The sequence below is a fragment of the Streptomyces rectiverticillatus genome (assembly GCF_013394065.1).
Lineage (GTDB): Bacteria > Actinomycetota > Actinomycetes > Streptomycetales > Streptomycetaceae > Streptomyces > Streptomyces rectiverticillatus.
In genome coordinates, this window is sequence record NZ_CP040752.1 from 5,387,458 (window position 1) to 5,404,231 (window position 16,774).

Here is a 16,774-nt window from a genome sequence, read left to right on the forward strand (position 1 = left end):
GCCGCCGGCCCCCGCTCGCGGGGAGCGTGCAGGTAGCCTCCCCGCATGGATGACATCGTGGTCGGGCCGCTCGACCTCGCCGCGCGGGTCGACGACGCGCTGGCCGTGCAGGCGCTGGCCTTCGGGCTCACCGCGGAAGAGGTCGCCGTACGGCGGCACATCGTGCTGCGCCACCTCGCCTCCCGCGGTGCCCGCGCGCTCGGGGCGACCACCCGCGGGGGGCGCCTCGTCGGCTTCGTCTACGGGATGCCCAACGACCGCAGCCACTGGTGGTCGGGCGTCGTCGAGCCCTACCTGCGTGCCACGGGCAGCGAAGGCTGGCTCGACGACTCCTTCGTCATCACGGAGCTGCACGTCCACCCCGACTTCCAGAAACGGGGCATCGGCCGGGCACTCATCACCACCATCACCGACAGCGCCGCAGAGCCGCGCTCGATCCTCTCCGCCATCGACACCGAGTCCCCCGCCCGCGGCCTTTACCGCAGGCTCGGCTACCGCGACCTGGCGCGCCCCGTGCACTTCCCCAGCGCGCACAGCCCGTACGTGGTGATGGGGGCCCCGCTGCCGCTGCTGGGGTGAGGCACGGGGCCGCGGAGAGGCGCCGTGCGGGCCGTACGGCGCGAGAACCCGTTTCAGCGGAGCACCGGGCTGCCGCTAATCTCCTGACATTCCCTACGCCCCGCCAGGAGACCAACGATGGCCCATGTCCAGCGCATGTCCACCACGCTGCTGAAGACACTGCGCGACGACCCGGCCGACGCGGAGACCGCCAGCCACAAGCTGCTGGTCCGCGCCGGGTACGTCCGACGCTCGTCCGCCGGTGTCTGGACGTGGCTGCCACTCGGCAAGAAGGTGCTGGAGAACGTCTCGCGCGTGGTGCGGGAGGAGATGGACGCCATCGGCGGCCAGGAGGTCCTGCTGCCCGCCCTGCTGCCCAAGGAGCCCTACGAGGCGAGCGGGCGCTGGGAGGAGTACGGCGACCTCCTGTTCCGCCTCAAGGACCGCAAGGGCGCCGACTACCTGCTCGGCCCCACGCACGAGGAGATCTTCACCCTCACGGTCAAGGACCAGTGCACGTCCTACAAGGACCTGCCCGTGATCCTCTACCAGATCCAGACCAAGTACCGCGACGAGGCCCGGCCCCGCTCCGGCGTGCTGCGCGGGCGCGAGTTCCAGATGAAGGACTCCTACTCCTTCGACACCACCGACGAGGGGCTCGCCGAGTCCTACCGCCTGCACCGCGAGGCGTACACCCGCATCTTCGAGCGCCTGGGCCTCGACTACCGCGTCGTCTCCGCCGTCTCGGGCGCCATGGGCGGCTCCGCGTCCGAGGAGTTCCTGGCGCCGGCCGCAGCCGGCGAGGACACCTTCGTGGACTGCCCGCGGTGCGACTACGCGGCCAACACGGAAGCCGTCACCGTGGCCGTGACCCCCGCCGCCCCCGCGGGCCACGGGGCCGTCGAGGAGCTGGACACGCCCGACACGCCCACCATCGAGACCCTCGCGGCCCACCTCGGCGTGCCGGCCTCCGCGACGCTGAAGAACCTCCTCGTCAAGGTCGACGGCGAGATCACCGCCGTCGGAGTGCCCGGCGACCGCGAGGTCGACCTCGGCAAGCTGGGGGAGCACCTGGCGCCCGCCGTCGTCGAGCTGGTCACCGCCGAGGACTTCGCGGACCGGCCCGACCTCGTACGGGGCTACGTCGGCCCCCAGGGCCTCAAGCTGCGCTACATCGCCGACCCGCGCGTGGCGCCCGGCACCGCGTGGATCACCGGCGCCAACAAGCCCGGCAAGCACGCCCGCAACGTGGTGTGCGGACGGGACTTCGAGGTGGACCAGTACCTCGACGTGGTCGTGGTCGAGCCGGGCGACCCCTGCCCCCGCTGCGGCGCGGGACTGGAGATCGGCCGGGCGATCGAAATCGGCCACATCTTCCAGCTGGGCCGCAAGTACGCCGACGCCTTCGGGCTCGACGTCCTCGGGCAGAACGGCAAGCCGGTCCGCGTCACCATGGGTTCGTACGGCATCGGCGTCTCCCGCGCCGTGGCGGCCCTCGCCGAGCAGACGCACGACGAGTCCGGCCTGTGCTGGCCCCGTGAGGTCGCCCCCGCGGACGTGCACATCGTCGCCGCCGGCAAGGCGGTCCAGATCGAACTCGCCCTGGAACTCGCGGACAAGCTGGGCTCCGCAGGCGTCCGGGTACTCGTCGACGACCGCACCGGCGTCTCCCCGGGCGTGAAGTTCACCGACGCCGAGCTGATCGGCATCCCGGAGATCCTGGTGGTCGGCCGCGGGGCGCCCCAGGGGCTCGTCGAGCTGAAGGACCGGCGCACGGGCGCCCGTGAGGAGCTGCCGGTCGCCGAGGCGATCGAGCGGCTGAGCGCGCGCCGCTGACGGACCGCCAGGGACGGCCGGGGCCCCGTGCCCCGGCCGCATGGGGCGGAAGCAAGAGCCGCATGGGGCGCGTTCGCACCTGCACGGCATGGGGCGAAGACGGGAACCGCACGGGGCGGGCCACCTGCACCGCATGGGGCGGCAACGGCACCCGCATGGGGCGGAGGCCGGATGCGCATGGGGCGGCCCGCCCGCACCGCATGGGGCGGGAAACGCCGTCAGAGCATCCCCGCGAACTCCAGCAGGAGTTCGCCCCGTGCGCGCGCCCCGGAGGCGAGTTCGCGCATGCCCGCCTCCGCCGTGCGGAAGAGGGCCCAGCCGCGCAGCCGGTCGCGGTCGACGTCCAGGGCGTCGGCGAGCTTGGCCACACGCCGCCGGGCGATGGCTGCAGCCCCGGGGGAGGCCATCAGGGTGTCGACCCGGTCACGGGCGAGCCACGCCAGGTCGTAGGCCCGCTCACCCACCACGGGCCTGGGGCCGACGGCCAGCCACGGCGCCCGCTCACCGGCGAGCACCTTGCCCTGCTGGTAGCTGCCGTGCAGCAGGGACGCCGGCTCCTCGGCGCCGGCGCCGGCCGTCAGTGCCTCCCGCAGCTCCAGGGCCTCGTCGACGACGGCCCGCGCGTCCGCCGCCCACGGCTCCCCGCGCTGCTCCCGCATGGCGCCCGCGAGGCGAAGCGTGTGGTCGGCCACCGAAGTAAACGGGTGGTCATCAGCCGGACGCACCCAGAGACGCTGCAGCGTCGCCGTCGCCTCCAGGACGGCCTTCGGCTCCGCCAGGGACCGCAGGCTCACATCGGCGCGCAGCCGCTCCAGGAGGAGCGCACCCGCCTCGGGCTCCGCCTGCAGCACCCGGACCGCGCCCAGGCCGTTCCAATGCGCCAGCGCTGCATGCTCCAGTGCGGCAGCCTCACCCGGTACTTCCAGCTTCAGTACGGCACCCGTGCCGTCGGCCCGGCGCGCGAGGATGACAACGCTGCCCTGCCCACCCGGTTCGTGCACCCGCTCCGGGGTCAGCTCCCAGCGCTCCGCGAACTCGTGCACCTGCTCCGGGAGCGAAGCGAGCCACTGGCGCCCCGCCCCGTCCGCCGGCCCGGAGCCCAGGGTCCGCACCAGCCGCTCCGGTGGTGCGAAGCGGTCGTCGGCGTTGCTCATATCCCTGTGCTGTCCTTTTCGTCCTTGCCGGTCAGGGGCGTTCGGGTGAACCGCTGGGTCTCCCCGGAGCCGTACGCTCCGTGAGCCCAGGGAAGGCTACGCCGCCGCCGCGCCAGCGCACCGCGCGCACTGCCGCCTCACGCAGCCCGCCCGCCGCCTCGAGCCGCAGGTCACCGCTGGCGGCGGCCACGAGATCGGCGTACACGGCCGCGACGCGCCCCTCCAGCTCCGCCGCCAGCCGCACGGCGGCGTCCGCATCCGTGACGGGGAACGGCAGCGCGTACCCGGCGGCCGCCGCCTCGGGCACGCCGCCCAGGTCCCGTACCGCCCGGCTCATCGCGTCCCGCCGCGCGCGGTGCGCGTCGTAGGCCTCGCGCGCCTCCGCCGCCCGCTCCTGCACCACGCGCGCGCCGACGACCCCGTAGCCGTACACCGCGGCGTGCTCGGCCCCGAGCGCGGCCTGGGCCGCCTGCAGCGCCTGCCGCACGGCGGGGTCCTTGGGCGCCCTGGGGCTCGCCGTCTCCGTCATGCGTCACTCCTGAGCAGGTAGGCGTGGGCCGCGCCCGCGGCGGCCACGGAGGCGAGCAGCCGGGCCAGTTCGGGCGGGGCGGAGCCGAGGGCCTTGGTACGGCTGTCCGCGGTGCGCCGTTCGGCGTCGGCCAGTGCGGCCAGGGCCGCCTTCTCGTCGCCCGGTACGCCGTCCGTACGGGCGGAAGCGGACGCGCCTGAGGCGGACGCCCCCGGAGCTTCCGGAGACGACGACTCGGAGGGCGACGACTCCGACGACTCCGGCGGACCCGACGACTCGGATGTCTCGGACGGCTCGGACGACTCGGAGGAGGCTGAAGGAGCCGGCGAGGAAGAGGCTGAGGAGTCCCGGGAGCCGGACGGGGCCGGGGTCGCCGCCCCATGCGGCACGCCCGACGCCCCCCGCGGCGCGCCGAAAGCCTCCGCATGGCGCGCCACTTCCTCCCGCAGCGGCCGCAGCCGCTCCGCGAGCGCCCCGTGCGCCGCGATCGTGGCGTCGTAGCGCGCGAGCAGCTGCGCGGAGTCACGCCCCGCCGCGGCGCGCAGGCGCTCCGCGGCGGAAGGGCCCGAGGGCGCCCCGGAGGCGCCCGAACAGCCGGTGAGCAGCGCCCCGGCGCCGGCGCTCAGCAGAACCGCGGCGCCCCCTGCCAGTACCCTGCGTCGGTGCGGGCCGGCCGGGCCCCGCGTCGTCGTCGTGAACGCCACGATCCTCTTTCCGCCGGTCCGGTCATGATCACCGCACGTGAGCGTACCGGCGCGCAACCCGGCGGCCGCGGACGAGGCACCGAATCGTCAGTCGGCTGCCGGAACAGATAGGCTTTGACCTGACACGCGACTTTCCCACAACAGCACACGCGGCCGAGGAGTCACCCGGATGAGCACCACCCAGAGCGAGCGGCTGCGCGAGCTGCTGGCCCCTCTCGTGAGCGCGCGGGAGCTGGATCTGGAAGAGATCGAGGTGACCACGGCGGGCAAGCGGCGTGTGCTGCGCATCGTGGTGGACTCCGATGCGGGCGTCGAGCTGGACGAGTGCGCGGAAGTCAGCCGCGCCGTCTCCGAGAAGCTCGACGAGACGGACGCCATGGGCGGCGCCCCGTACGTCCTGGAAGTCACCTCCCCCGGCGCCGACCGCCCCCTCACCGAGCACCGGCACTACGTGCGTGCCACCGGTCGCCTGATCAAGGCGCAGCTCACCGAGGGCGGCGAGCTCGTGGCGCGCATCGTCGCCGTGGACGACGAGGGGCTGGACCTGGAGGTCCCCGGGGTCAAGGGCTGCAAGCCCACCTCCCGGCGACTGGCCTTCGGCGAGATCGCCAAGGCCCGCGTGGAGATCGAGTTCAACCGCAAGGCCGCGGAGAAGACCGCAGGCGCGGCGGCAGAGGCCGCCGACGAAACCGACGAGAGCCAAGAGGAGGCGTAGCCGTGGACATCGACATGAGTGCCCTGCGGGGTCTGGTGCGAGAGAAGGAGATCTCCTTCGACCTGCTGGTCGAGGCGATCGAGTCGGCCCTCCTCATCGCCTACCACCGCACCGAGGGGAGCCGCCGCCGCGCCCGCGTGGAGCTGGACCGCGGCACCGGCCACGTGACGGTGTGGGCCAAGGAGGACCCGCAGGACCTGGAGGAGGGCGAGGAGGCCCGCGAGTTCGACGACACGCCGTCCGGCTTCGGCCGGATCGCCGCGACCACCGCCAAGCAGGTCATCCTCCAGCGTCTGCGCGACGCCGAGGACGAGATCACTTTCGGTGAGTTCGCGGGCCGCGAGGGCGACGTCGTCGCGGGCATCGTCCAGCAGGGCAAGGACCCGAAGAACGTCCTCGTGGACATCGGCAAGCTGGAGGCCATCCTGCCGGTGCAGGAGCAGGTCCCCGGCGAGGAGTACAAGCACGGCACGCGCCTGCGCACGTACGTCGTACGGGTGGCGAAGGGCGTGCGCGGTCCGTCCGTCACGCTCTCGCGCACCCACCCGAATCTGGTCAAGAAGCTCTTCGCCCTGGAGGTGCCGGAGATCGCGGACGGTTCGGTGGAGATCGCCGCCATCGCCCGTGAGGCCGGCCACCGCACGAAGATCGCGGTCCGCTCCACGCGGTCGGGCCTCAACGCCAAGGGCGCCTGCATCGGCCCCATGGGCGGCCGGGTCCGCAACGTCATGGCCGAGCTGCACGGCGAGAAGATCGACATCGTCGACTGGTCGGACGACCCCGCCGAGCTGGTGGCGCACGCGCTGTCGCCCGCGCGGGTGAGCAAGGTCGAGGTCGTGGACCTCGCCGCGCGCTCCGCCCGGGTGACCGTGCCCGACTACCAGCTGTCGCTGGCCATCGGCAAGGAGGGGCAGAACGCCCGCCTCGCCGCGCGCCTCACCGGGTGGCGCATCGACATCCGCCCGGACACCGAGCAGCCCGACCGGGAATCCGGCCGAGCCTGATCACGTTCACGACACCGGGGCCCGTCTGCGCGGGTCCCGGCATCGTGGCCGAAACGCATACGTGCCCGATCACTGCCCCCCAGGGGTGGGGTGGGCGCGGGGAGGTAGACTGAAGAGTGTCTGGCCGGACGCATGCCCGCGCATGCCCTGAGCGAACCTGTGTGGGATGCCGGGAGCGAGCGGCCAAGGGCGATCTGCTGCGGATCGTGGTGATCGAGGGCGCCTGCGTCCCCGACCGTCGCGGTACGCTGCCCGGCCGGGGTGCCTCCGTGCACCCGACACTGGTCTGTCTCGACCTGGCGGTCCGCCGCCGGGCGTTTCCCAGGGCCTTCAAAAGCCCGGGGCCGCTCGATACGGCGGAGCTCCGCCGGTGCATCGAACAGATCGAACAGCAGTAGTTCGGCCCCGCATCTGCGGGGTATGGCCCCACTGTAAGAAGCACGGCACGGGTAACCGTGCGGTCAGGTACCTCGCGAGTTGGAAGTAGGTCGAGATTGCGATGAGCACTCGATGAGTACGCGATGAGTACGCCCATGAAGTAGCGACGGTCCGGTGGACACCCCGGACCTAGAAGGAGCGAAGTGGCTAAGGTCCGGGTATACGAACTCGCCAAGGAGTTCGGAGTGGAGAGCAAGGTCGTCATGGCCAAGCTCCAAGAACTTGGTGAATTCGTCCGTTCGGCGTCCTCGACGATCGAGGCGCCGGTTGTCCGCAAACTGACTGACGCACTGCAGGGACCCGGCGGCGCCGGCAAGCCCGGTGCGAAGCCCGCGGCGCCGCGCAAGTCCGCGGCCCCCAAGCCGGGTGCCCCCACTCCGGGTGCGCCCCGTCCCGCCGCCCCCAAGCCGGCGGAGGCAGCTGCCCCCAAGCCGTCCCAGGCCGCGCCGACGCCCGGCCCGCGTCCTGGCCCGAAGCCCGCTCCGGCGGCTCCGGCCAAGCCCGCCCCGGTCACTCCGGTGCCCGCTGCGGAGTTCTCCGCGCCGGCCACCGAGCGTCCGGCCACCGAGCGTCCGGCCGCGCCGCGCCCCGGCGCCACCCCCGGCCCGCGCCCCAGTGGTGCCCGTCCGGGTCCCGCCGGCCAGCGTGACGGCGGCCGCCCCGAGCGCGCCCCGCGTCCCGGTGGTGCGGGCGAGCGTGCCCCGCGTCCCGGTGGCGCCCGTCCGGCCGGTCCCCGTCCGGGCAACAACCCCTTCACCTCCGGTGGCTCCACGGGCATGGCCCGTCCGCAGGCCCCCCGTCCCGGTGGCGCGCCGCGCCCCGGTGGCCAGGGTGCCCCGGGCGCTCCGCGTCCGCAGGGCGGTCCCGGCGGTGCTCCCCGTCCGCAGGGTCCGGGCGGCGCCCGTCCGACCCCGGGCGGCATGCCCCGTCCGCAGGGTGCCCCCGGTGGCGCCCCGCGTCCCGGTGGTGCTCCCTCTGGCAACCGCCCGAACCCGGGCATGATGCCGCAGCGTCCGGCTGCCGGCCCGCGTCCGGGCCCCGGTGGCGGCGGTCGCGGTCCCGGCGGCGGCGGTGCCGGTCGTCCCGGCGGCGGTGCCGGTCGTCCGGGCTTCGCCGGTCGTCCGGCCGGTCCCGGCGGCGGCGGTCGTCCCGGTGGTGGCGGCGGCTTCGCCGGTCGTCCCGGTGGCGGTGGCCCCGGTGGCGGCGGTGGCTTCGGCGGCGGTCGTCCCGGTTTCGGTGGCCGTCCCGGCGGTCCGGGTGCCCGTGGCGGCACGCAGGGCGCCTTCGGCCGTCCCGGCGGTCCGGCGCGCCGTGGCCGCAAGTCCAAGCGTCAGCGGCGCCAGGAGTACGAGGCCATGCAGGCCCCGTCCGTGGGCGGCGTGATGCTGCCCCGCGGCGGCGGCGAGACCATTCGCCTGTCGCGCGGTGCCTCCCTCACCGACTTCGCGGAGAAGATCGGCGCCAACCCGGCGTCGCTCGTCGCCGTGATGATGAACCTCGGCGAGATGGTCACGGCCACGCAGTCCGTCTCGGACGAGACGCTGCAGCTCCTCGGCGGCGAGATGAACTACACCGTTCAGATCGTCAGCCCCGAGGAGGAGGACCGCGAGCTGCTCGAGTCCTTCGACATCGAGTTCGGTGAGAACGAGGGCGGCGAGGAGATGCTCGTCGCGCGTCCGCCGGTCGTGACCGTCATGGGTCACGTCGACCACGGTAAGACGCGACTCCTCGACGCGATCCGCAAGACCAACGTGGTCGCGGGCGAGGCCGGCGGCATCACCCAGCACATCGGTGCCTACCAGGTCTCCACCGACGTCAACGACGAAGAGCGCAAGATCACCTTCATCGACACCCCGGGTCACGAGGCGTTCACCGCCATGCGTGCCCGTGGTGCCAAGTCGACCGACATCGCGATCCTCGTGGTGGCGGCCAACGACGGTGTCATGCCGCAGACGATCGAGGCCCTGAACCACGCCAAGGCGGCCGACGTGCCGATCGTGGTCGCGGTCAACAAGATCGACGTCGAGGGCGCCGACCCGACGAAGGTGCGCGGTCAGCTCACCGAGTTCGGTCTGGTGGCCGAGGAGTACGGCGGCGACACGATGTTCGTCGACATCTCCGCCAAGCAGGGTCTGAACATCGACAAGCTGCTCGAGGCCGTCGTCCTCACCGCCGACGCCGCGCTCGACCTGCGCGCCAACGCGGAGCAGGACGCGCAGGGCATCGCGATCGAGGCCCACCTCGACCGTGGCCGCGGCGCCGTGGCCACCGTGCTCGTCCAGCGCGGTACCCTCCGCGTCGGTGACACGATGGTCGCCGGTGACGCCTACGGCCGTGTCCGCGCCATGCTCGACGACAAGGGCCAGAACGTCGAGGAAGCGGGTCCGTCGACCCCCGTCCTCGTCCTTGGTCTCACCAACGTCCCGGGCGCCGGCGACAACTTCCTCGTCGTCGACGAGGACCGCACGGCACGCCAGATCGCCGAGAAGCGCGCTGCGCGCGAGCGCAACGCCGCCTTCGCCAAGCGCACCCGCCGGGTGTCCCTCGAGGACCTCGACAAGGTGCTCAAGGCCGGTCTGGTGCAGGACCTCAACATCATCATCAAGGGCGACGCGTCCGGTTCGGTGGAGGCTCTCGAGTCCTCGCTGCTCCAGCTCGACGTCGGCGAAGAGGTCGAGATCCGCATCCTGCACCGTGGTGTGGGTGCGGTCACCGAGTCCGACATCAACCTGGCGACCGGCTCCGACGCGATCGTCATCGGCTTCAACGTCCGCGCCGAGGGCCGTGCCACGCAGATGGCCGAGCGCGAGGGCGTCGACGTCCGGTACTACTCGGTCATCTACCAGGCGATCGAGGAGATCGAGGCGGCCCTCAAGGGCATGCTGAAGCCGGAGTACGAAGAGGTCGAGCTGGGTACGGCGGAGATCCGCGAGATCTTCCGCTCGTCCAAGCTGGGCAACATCGCGGGTGTCCTCATCCGCTCCGGCGAGGTCAAGCGCAACACCAAGGCGCGCCTCATCCGCGACGGCAAGGTCATCGCGGAGGAGCTCAACATCGTCGGTCTGCGTCGCTTCAAGGACGACGTCACCGAGATCCGCGAAGGCTTCGAGGGCGGTATCAACCTCGGAAACTTCAACGACATCAAGATCGACGACGTCATCGCGACGTACGAGATGCGCGAGAAGCCGCGCGGCTGAATCGCATAGCTCGACCCCGGGGCCGGTCGGCGGAGCATATTTCCGTCGATCGGCCCCGGCCGTTGCGTGTACGGTTCGAAGAGCCCTACACCACAGCTGGACCTCACGCCTCCCGGGTGGGCTTCACCCGTCACGCATGTATGCAGGGACTCTGTCCTTCGACCTCCTCCTCGGCGACGTACGGTCGCTGAAGGAGAAGCGCTCCGTCGTCCGCCCGATCATCGCCGAGCTGCACCGCAAGTACGCGGTGAGCGTGGCGGAGGTCGGCGACCAGGACCTCTACCGCCGGGCGACGATCGGCCTGGCGGCGGTCTCCGGGGACGCGGGGCACCTCACAGACCTACTGGACCGCTGCGAGCGCTGGGTCGCCGCACGTCCCGAAGTGGAGCTGCTCTCGGTCAGGCGGCGGTTCCACGGCGACCACGACGACTGAGCGCGTCACCGGCGCCACAAGCACAATGGACAAGAAGAAGGAGACGGACCAGTGGCCGACAACGCGCGTGCGAAAAGGCTGGCGGACCTCATCCGCGAGGTGATCGCCCAGAAGCTGCAGCGCGGAATCAAGGACCCGCGGCTCGGCTCGCATGTGACCATCACGGACACCCGGGTCACCGGCGACCTGCGGGAGGCTACGGTCTTCTACACGGTCTACGGCGATGACGAGGACCGCGCCAGCGCGGCCGCGGGCCTGGAGAGCGCCAAGGGCATCCTGCGCTCGGAGGTCGGCCGTGCGGCCGGCATCAAGTTCACGCCGACCCTGACGTTCGTGGCCGACGCCCTGCCGGAGAACGCCCGCACCATCGAGGACCTCCTCGACCGTGCCCGGGCCTCCGACGCCCAGGTGCGCCAGGCGTCCTCGGGCGCGACGTACGCCGGCGAGGCCGACCCGTACCGCAAGCCGGGCGAGGACGAGGACGACAAGGACGCTGCCGGCGAATGAAGCACAAGGAGACCCCGCCGGACGGCCTCGTCATCGTCGACAAGCCGGCCGGCTTCACCTCGCACGACGTCGTCGCGAAGATGCGCGGCATCGCGCGGACGCGGCGCGTGGGGCACGCGGGGACGCTCGACCCCATGGCGACGGGCGTCCTCGTCCTCGGCATCGAGCGGGCGACGAAACTTCTCGGCCACCTCGCGCTGACCGAGAAGGAGTACGTCGCGACGATCCGCCTGGGGCAGAACACCGTCACGGACGACGCGGAGGGCGACATCACGTCCTCGGCCGACGCCTCCGCGGTCACCCGTGAGGCGATCGACGCGGGCGTGGCCAAGCTCACCGGCGCGATCATGCAGGTGCCGTCGAAGGTCAGCGCGATCAAGATCGACGGCAAGCGGTCGTACAAGCGGGCGCGCGAGGGCGAGGACTTCGAGATCCCGGCCCGGCCGGTGACCGTCTCGTCGTTCGCCGTCCACGCCGTGACCCCCGCGGAGGCCGCGGACGGCACCCCCGTGCAGGACCTGCTGGTCTCCGTCGTCTGCTCCTCCGGGACGTACGTGCGCGCCCTCGCGCGCGACCTGGGCGCCGACACGGGCGTGGGGGGCCACCTCACCGCCCTGCGGCGGACGCGCGTCGGCCCGTACGGGCTGGGCGACGCCCGCACGCTGGACCAGCTCCAGGAAGAGCTGACGATCATGCCGGTCGCCGAGGCTGCCGCTGCAGCCTTCCAGCGCTGGGACGTCACGGAGGAGCAGGCGCGCCTGCTCGCCAACGGTGTGCGGGTACGCGTCCCGCTCTTCGACACCACGGGGCCGATCGCGGCCTTCGGTCCGGACGGGCGCTTCCTGCTCCTGCTGGAGAACCAGGGCGGCCGGGCGAAGAGCCTGGCGGCCTTCGGCTAGAAGCCGGCCGGGCGGGGGCGCGGCCGGCGCTTCGGCGCGGTGCCGTGCCCCTGGCTGCGGCCGCCCGGGCGCGGGGGCGTGCGCCGACCCCGCTCAGGGGTTGTTGTCGGCTGCAGGACGGCTTCTGCGGCGCTAGAGGCGCGGGGGCGGACTGCGCGCGCTGGGCGGGGCCGTGGGCGCCCGCACGGGGCCTTCTGGGGTGACCTGCGCTGCCGTCCTGGGTGACTCGCAGTGCTGCCCTGGCATGAGACGACGGTGCCGTGCCGCGTACGGCTCTGCTCCACGGTCACCCGGTGCATAGGCCCCACCACCGTGGGGCGGGGAGCCGTCATCCGTCGCTCCCCGCCCCACGATCCCCCTCCCCCCGGTCGTCTATCCACACCACACCCACAATTCACTCCATTGGGCAGGCGCTCGGAGTGAATAGCGGGTGCGGAAGGGGGCGCGTTCCTGCGACGACCTGGTCCTGCCGATCATCCGCTGCCTACGGTCGGGGTAAGTGCACGGCGGGGAGGTTCGGCGGATGAGCGGTCGGCGGACCGATGTGGACGAGTTCCTGGTACGCATCAGAGACCTCGCCGGGAGGCCGCGCGGTACGGGCTTCATCGCCGACGACCGCGGCACGATGATCACCAGCCATGAGGCCGTCGACGGCCTGGCGCGCCTGGTGCTGCTGGCCCCGGGCGACCGTACGTGCCTGGTGGGCGCCGAGGCTGTGACGCCCCTGCCGGGCTGCGACCTGGCGCTGGTGCGCACCGAGGGCCTCGGCGTCGCCCCCTTGCCCGTCGCCGCCCCGGAGCGCATCGAGGACGGGGCGGGCGTCCGGCTGCGGGCGGGCCACTGGCAGCGCGCCCAGGTCATCGGCGAGGCCCTCGTCACCTACACGGCCACGGACCGCTTCCACCTGCTCGACGCCGCCGTGGAGCTCTCCCTGGGCGAGCGCGACGGCCTGCGGCTCGGCGAGGAGGCGACCGGCGGCCCGGTCATCGACGCCCGTACGGGGACAGTCGTCGCCGTCCTCGGTACCGCGCTCCATGCGGAGCGCCGCTCCGGAGGTTTCGCGATCCCGCTCCGTGCGGCGGCCGCGGCCTCCCCGGACGGCTCCCTGGCAGCGCTCCTGGAGCGCAACGCGGCCACCGTCCCCGCCTTCGGCCCCGACCTCAACCTCGCGGGCGCCCTCCAGCTGACGGCGACCTCCCTCGGCCCGATCATCACGGCGCGCGACTGGCGCGACCCCGTGGAGCGGCCGGAGATCGCCAGGGAGTTCACACGCTTCCTGGAGCCGGACGAGGAGCCCGCCGGCTGCGCGGACGCCGACGCCGATGCCCCAGGGGACGCCGGCGAACGCATGCCGGACGACGCCGACCGTCCGCCCGCTCCCGAACCGCCGCCCGACGAACCCGTCCCGGAGCCCGGCCCCGCACCGGGCGGTACGGGGGCCCCGGGCGTGCTGGTGGTGACCGTCCCGGCACGCGCCTGGCGCGGCACACCCGGGGGCGGGCCGGGCGGCCGCTGGATCGGGGACCTGCCCGGTGCGCACCATCCCGCCGATCCGCCGGATCCCGGCGGGCCCCCGGGGCCGGATCCGCACGGCCCGGACGGGTCGTGCGCCCCGCCTTCCCCGGATGATGCGGAGGACGGCCCTGCCGCCGCCGTCCTCGGCCTCGTGGGAGGTCCCGGGACGGGCCGCACGACGGAGCTCCTCTCGCTCGCCTCCCGGCGCGCACGGGGCCCCGAACCGGCCCCCACCCTCTGGCTGCGCGGTGCCGACCTGGAGGAGGGCGACACCAGCCTGCGGGACGCGATCGCACGAGCCCTCGCGGACGCCGCCCGGATCGTCACCGCCTCCGCCGGGGCGGCCGGCACGGTGGGCGACCCGGCCGAGGCCACCCCGGAGGCCGTGGCCGCGCTGGGGAACCGCGTGGGGCGGCCTCTCCTCGTCGTCCTCGACGGCCCCGAGGAGGTCCCCCCGGTCCTCGCACACGCCCTGCCGGCCTGGACCGCGGCGACCGCCGAGTGGCTGGAGGAGACGTCCGCCCGGCTCGTCGTCGCCTGCCGCCCGGAGCACTGGGAGACGGCGGGCGACCTCTTCCCGCGCGCGGCGCTCCACGTGTCGACCTCCTCGGCCACCCCGCGCAGCCTGCCGCCCTGCGTCAGCCTGACCGACCTGGGCCCCCTGCAGGCCGAGCGGGCCCGCGCCCTCTTCGGCATTCCGCCGGACGCCATCCACCCGGGGGACGCCGCCCACCCGCTCGCCCTCCGCCTGCTCTCCGAAGTGCGCGCCGCGCTCCCGGACGGCACCGCGCCGGGCGGCCGCGCGGGCGAGGACGGGGCCCGGCCCCCCGACCGCTGGGACATCTTCTCCGCCTACCTGGACCTGGTCTGCCTGCGCATCGCCGTACGGCTGGCGGCCGGGCGCCGCCCCGCGCTGCGCGGCACGGCGGTGCGCAGGCTCGCCGCTCGCGTGGCCGGGCAGGTGCACGAGGCGGCCCGGCGGTGCCTCGGCCCCGGGCAGGGCGAGCTGGAGCGCGAGGCTTTCGAAGAGCTCTTCCCGTGGCGCAACGGCTGGGCCTCCGCCGTCCTCACCGAGGGCCTGCTCGTCCCGGCCGGCACCGGCTACCGCTTCGCGCACGAGGAGTTCGCCGACTGGCTGCAGGGTGCTCACCTCGACCTCGACGCCGCTCTGCACACCCTCGTCCACCGCTGGTACGAGCCCGAGGGCGGCTCCGGTGAGCACGACGCCCGCCTGCCGTCGCGGCCGGGCGGAGGGCCCGCCATCGAGGGCCACGTGCCGCCGCCCCCCGGATCGAGCCGCGCACCGCGCTCGACGGCCGCGCGCCGCCGCAGCCGCCGCGCCGCCCGCCAGCGGGCCCGCAGGCCGCTGCCCGTGCCCCGCCACCGCATCGGCCCCGTGCTCCAAGCCCTGCTCCTGCTGGCACGCCGCTCCGGCCCGGACGCGCTCGCGCGCCGGCTGGGCGCCCTGGTCGACGCGGTCGCCGCGCTCCCTCCGTCCGACCGGACAGGCGGTTCCGACCGGACAGGCGCTACGGACGACGAGCGCCGCCCCGTGCTGCCCGATCCCGCCTGGTGGGCGGCGCACCTCCTGGGCGAGACACTCCTGCGTGTACCGGACGCCACCCCCTACCTGGGCGCCCTCCGGCTCCTCGCCGAGCGCCTCACGGCCCGCTCCCTGGCCCTGGGCGGCTTCGACAGCGGGGCGACGGGCTCCCTGGGCGGCCTGGCCGAATTCGGGCCCTGGTTCTGGCTCCGGCTGCCCCTCGGGCTCGCCGAGCGGCTGGACCTGCTGCGCCTGCTGCTCCCTGCCGACGCGCCGCCCCCCGGCCAGACGCAGTACCAGGCCCAGGCCCTGGAGAGCTCCTCCCCGGGCCCGGAGCAGGCACGGCAGGCGCCCCAGCCGCCGCACACCGACCGCTTCCTGCCCGCCGTCATGACCGTCCTCGCCGAGGAGCCCTGCGCCGCGCAGGCGCTGCTGTGCCGCTGGTTCTCCGACGAGCGCCCCCTGCAGGCCGCCCCGTACGGCGATCACCTGAGGCTCACGGTCTCCACCGCCGCCCAGGTCCTGCTCCACACCCACCGGCACCGCGCCGTCGACGACCTCGCCGAAGCGCTCGTGGACGCCGCGCACCCGCGGGCCGACGAGCTCCTCGCCGCGCTCGCCGAGGACGAGCCGTCCGCCATCTGCCGGGCCGTGGACCGGTGGGCCCACGACGACCGCATCGAGCGGCACGTGGCGGCCGCCGCGTACGCCCTCAAGGCCGCCCGGCACGTCACCACGGCCGCCGACCGCGAGTTGCTGCGCTACTCGGCGCTCGCCCTGCTGGCCCGTCCCGCGGAGGGCGCCCTGCACGGCACCGCGCTCGCCCTCCTCGTCCGCGACCAGGAGACGCGCGCCAAGCACCTCCAGCGGGCCCTCGCCCTCTTCGCCGCGTGCGACCCGCACCTGCCGGCCGGTGCCCTGGCCCCTGCCCTGACCACTCACCCCGAACCGGTCCTCGCGGCGTACCGCGCGCGGCTGTACGTACGCGGTGACGGGCCCGGGGACGTCCTGCGCACCCTCGCCGAGGTCACCACGCCGGCCCTCGCCCGGCGGGCCGCGGCCCTCGTCCAGGAGTACGTCGAGCACCACCCCGAGGGTGCCGGGCTCGCCGCGGCTTTCGTCGACCGCCGGCTCGAGGAGGGCCCCTCGGCCCGCTCCGTCCTCTTCCCGCTCGTCGTGCACCTGCTCAGCAGCCGCCCGCCCCAGGTGCGCCGTGCCCTGGCCCCGGTCCTGGCGTTCCCGGGCACGCCGCTGTCGCGGCCACTGCGCCAGGAGCTGCTGGAAGTGCTGCTGGAGCGCGAGCAGTACGGGCCCTTCGAGCGCGATGTCACCGTCCTGGACGCCCTGCTGCGCGCCGTGGCGGCCGGCGCGGGGGAGCGCACCGAGGCCCGCACCCGGGATCTCGTGCACCGCACCGGTCTGCTCATGGCCCGCAGCCCCGAGGGGGCGGCCTGCTTCGACCGCCGCATGGTGCAGCTGTCCCGGGAGATCCCCGTCTTCGGGGAGCAGGTGCTCCGCTGGCTGCGCTCCGCGCCCGCGCAGTGGGCCGTCGTGGTCGGTCCGCGAGCGCGCATCAAGCTCACCGCCTGGGCGGGGCAGGACGGCCCCGGGGGCGCAGCGGACCCGTCGGGTACGGTCGGTTCCCCTGACCTGACAGTCACCGGACCGGCCGATGCGGGGCGCCGAGAACCGGCATGGCACTCTTAGTCCTGCGTAATCGACAGACAAAAGTTCGGGTTCGG

The 16,774-nt window shown here is 74.0% G+C and carries 13 protein-coding genes; 10 read left to right on the forward strand and 3 right to left on the reverse strand.

Going from position 1 to position 16,774, the window contains the following annotated elements:
- The first annotated feature begins 45 nt into the window (after nt 1-45).
- Together FGW37_RS23710 and FGW37_RS23715 are read left to right on the forward strand one after the other, a co-directional pair.
- The gene (locus FGW37_RS23710) at nt 46-579 is read left to right on the forward strand and encodes a GNAT family N-acetyltransferase (protein WP_179082886.1); all 534 of its coding nucleotides are present in this window, start codon (nt 46-48) and stop codon (nt 577-579) included.
- Nucleotides 580-696: 117 nt separating this feature from the next.
- Nucleotides 697-2,394: a proline--tRNA ligase gene (locus FGW37_RS23715; protein WP_179082887.1), complete on the forward strand. Its 1,698-nt coding sequence runs from the start codon at nt 697-699 to the stop codon at nt 2,392-2,394.
- Between the two features lie 218 nt (nt 2,395-2,612).
- On the opposite strand, the gene FGW37_RS23720 is transcribed toward FGW37_RS23715, so the two are convergent.
- From FGW37_RS23720 to FGW37_RS23730, 3 genes are read right to left on the reverse strand one after another with little or no spacing between them, the layout of a single operon-like run.
- Entirely contained in the window at nt 2,613-3,548 is a 936-nt protein-coding gene (locus FGW37_RS23720) for an aminoglycoside phosphotransferase family protein (protein WP_179082888.1), read from the reverse strand.
- Between the two features lie 31 nt (nt 3,549-3,579).
- On the reverse strand, nt 3,580-4,077 hold the full coding sequence (locus FGW37_RS23725; protein WP_179082889.1) for a ferritin-like domain-containing protein: 498 nt from the start codon (nt 4,075-4,077) through the stop codon (nt 3,580-3,582).
- Nucleotides 4,074-4,781, reverse strand: coding sequence for a hypothetical protein (locus FGW37_RS23730; protein ID WP_179082890.1), 708 nt, complete (start codon nt 4,779-4,781; stop codon nt 4,074-4,076). The genes FGW37_RS23725 and FGW37_RS23730 overlap by 4 nt, the downstream gene beginning before the upstream one ends.
- A 169-nt stretch (nt 4,782-4,950) precedes the next feature.
- Here FGW37_RS23730 and rimP point away from each other — a divergent pair, with 169 nt between their 5' ends.
- From rimP to FGW37_RS23770, 8 genes are all read left to right on the forward strand, one after another.
- The gene (gene rimP / locus FGW37_RS23735) at nt 4,951-5,496 is read left to right on the forward strand and encodes a ribosome maturation factor RimP (RefSeq protein WP_179082891.1); all 546 of its coding nucleotides are present in this window, start codon (nt 4,951-4,953) and stop codon (nt 5,494-5,496) included.
- A gap of 2 nt (nt 5,497-5,498) precedes the next feature.
- Entirely contained in the window at nt 5,499-6,500 is a 1,002-nt protein-coding gene (gene nusA / locus FGW37_RS23740) for a transcription termination factor NusA (protein ID WP_179082892.1), read from the forward strand.
- A 116-nt stretch (nt 6,501-6,616) separates the two neighbouring features.
- Nucleotides 6,617-6,898 (forward strand): YlxR family protein, encoded by a 282-nt coding sequence (locus tag FGW37_RS23745; protein WP_179082893.1) that lies wholly within the window; start codon nt 6,617-6,619, stop codon nt 6,896-6,898.
- Between the two features lie 183 nt (nt 6,899-7,081).
- Complete coding sequence (gene infB, locus FGW37_RS23750) at nt 7,082-10,135, forward strand: translation initiation factor IF-2 (RefSeq protein ID WP_179082894.1); 3,054 nt, start codon at nt 7,082-7,084, stop codon at nt 10,133-10,135.
- A 136-nt stretch (nt 10,136-10,271) separates the two neighbouring features.
- Complete coding sequence (locus FGW37_RS23755; protein WP_179082895.1) at nt 10,272-10,568, forward strand: DUF503 domain-containing protein; 297 nt, start codon at nt 10,272-10,274, stop codon at nt 10,566-10,568.
- 51 nt (nt 10,569-10,619) lie between these two features.
- Nucleotides 10,620-11,075 (forward strand): 30S ribosome-binding factor RbfA, encoded by a 456-nt coding sequence (gene rbfA, locus FGW37_RS23760; RefSeq protein WP_179082896.1) that lies wholly within the window; start codon nt 10,620-10,622, stop codon nt 11,073-11,075.
- Nucleotides 11,072-11,974 (forward strand): tRNA pseudouridine(55) synthase TruB, encoded by a 903-nt coding sequence (gene truB, locus FGW37_RS23765; RefSeq protein ID WP_058046534.1) that lies wholly within the window; start codon nt 11,072-11,074, stop codon nt 11,972-11,974. Before rbfA ends, truB begins: the two co-directional genes overlap by 4 nt.
- A 523-nt stretch (nt 11,975-12,497) precedes the next feature.
- A complete protein-coding gene (locus FGW37_RS23770; RefSeq protein WP_179082897.1) occupies nt 12,498-16,739 on the forward strand; it encodes a S1 family serine peptidase in 4,242 nt (1,413 codons plus the stop codon).
- Nucleotides 16,740-16,774 lie beyond the last annotated feature (35 nt).

What these genes read in the sequence shown, in the direction of transcription:
- rimP (WP_179082891.1), top strand. Translation starts at nt 4,951, where the DNA reads ATGAGCACCACCCAGAGCGAGCGGCTGCGCGAGCTGCTGGCCCCTCTC.
- FGW37_RS23720 (WP_179082888.1), bottom strand. Translation starts at nt 3,548, where the DNA reads ATGAGCAACGCCGACGACCGCTTCGCACCACCGGAGCGGCTGGTGCGG.
- FGW37_RS23715 (WP_179082887.1), top strand. Translation starts at nt 697, where the DNA reads ATGGCCCATGTCCAGCGCATGTCCACCACGCTGCTGAAGACACTGCGC.
- FGW37_RS23755 (WP_179082895.1), top strand. Translation starts at nt 10,272, where the DNA reads ATGTATGCAGGGACTCTGTCCTTCGACCTCCTCCTCGGCGACGTACGG.
- FGW37_RS23725 (WP_179082889.1), bottom strand. Translation starts at nt 4,077, where the DNA reads ATGACGGAGACGGCGAGCCCCAGGGCGCCCAAGGACCCCGCCGTGCGG.
- FGW37_RS23710 (WP_179082886.1), top strand. Translation starts at nt 46, where the DNA reads ATGGATGACATCGTGGTCGGGCCGCTCGACCTCGCCGCGCGGGTCGAC.
- FGW37_RS23770 (WP_179082897.1), top strand. Translation starts at nt 12,498, where the DNA reads ATGAGCGGTCGGCGGACCGATGTGGACGAGTTCCTGGTACGCATCAGA.
- truB (WP_058046534.1), top strand. Translation starts at nt 11,072, where the DNA reads ATGAAGCACAAGGAGACCCCGCCGGACGGCCTCGTCATCGTCGACAAG.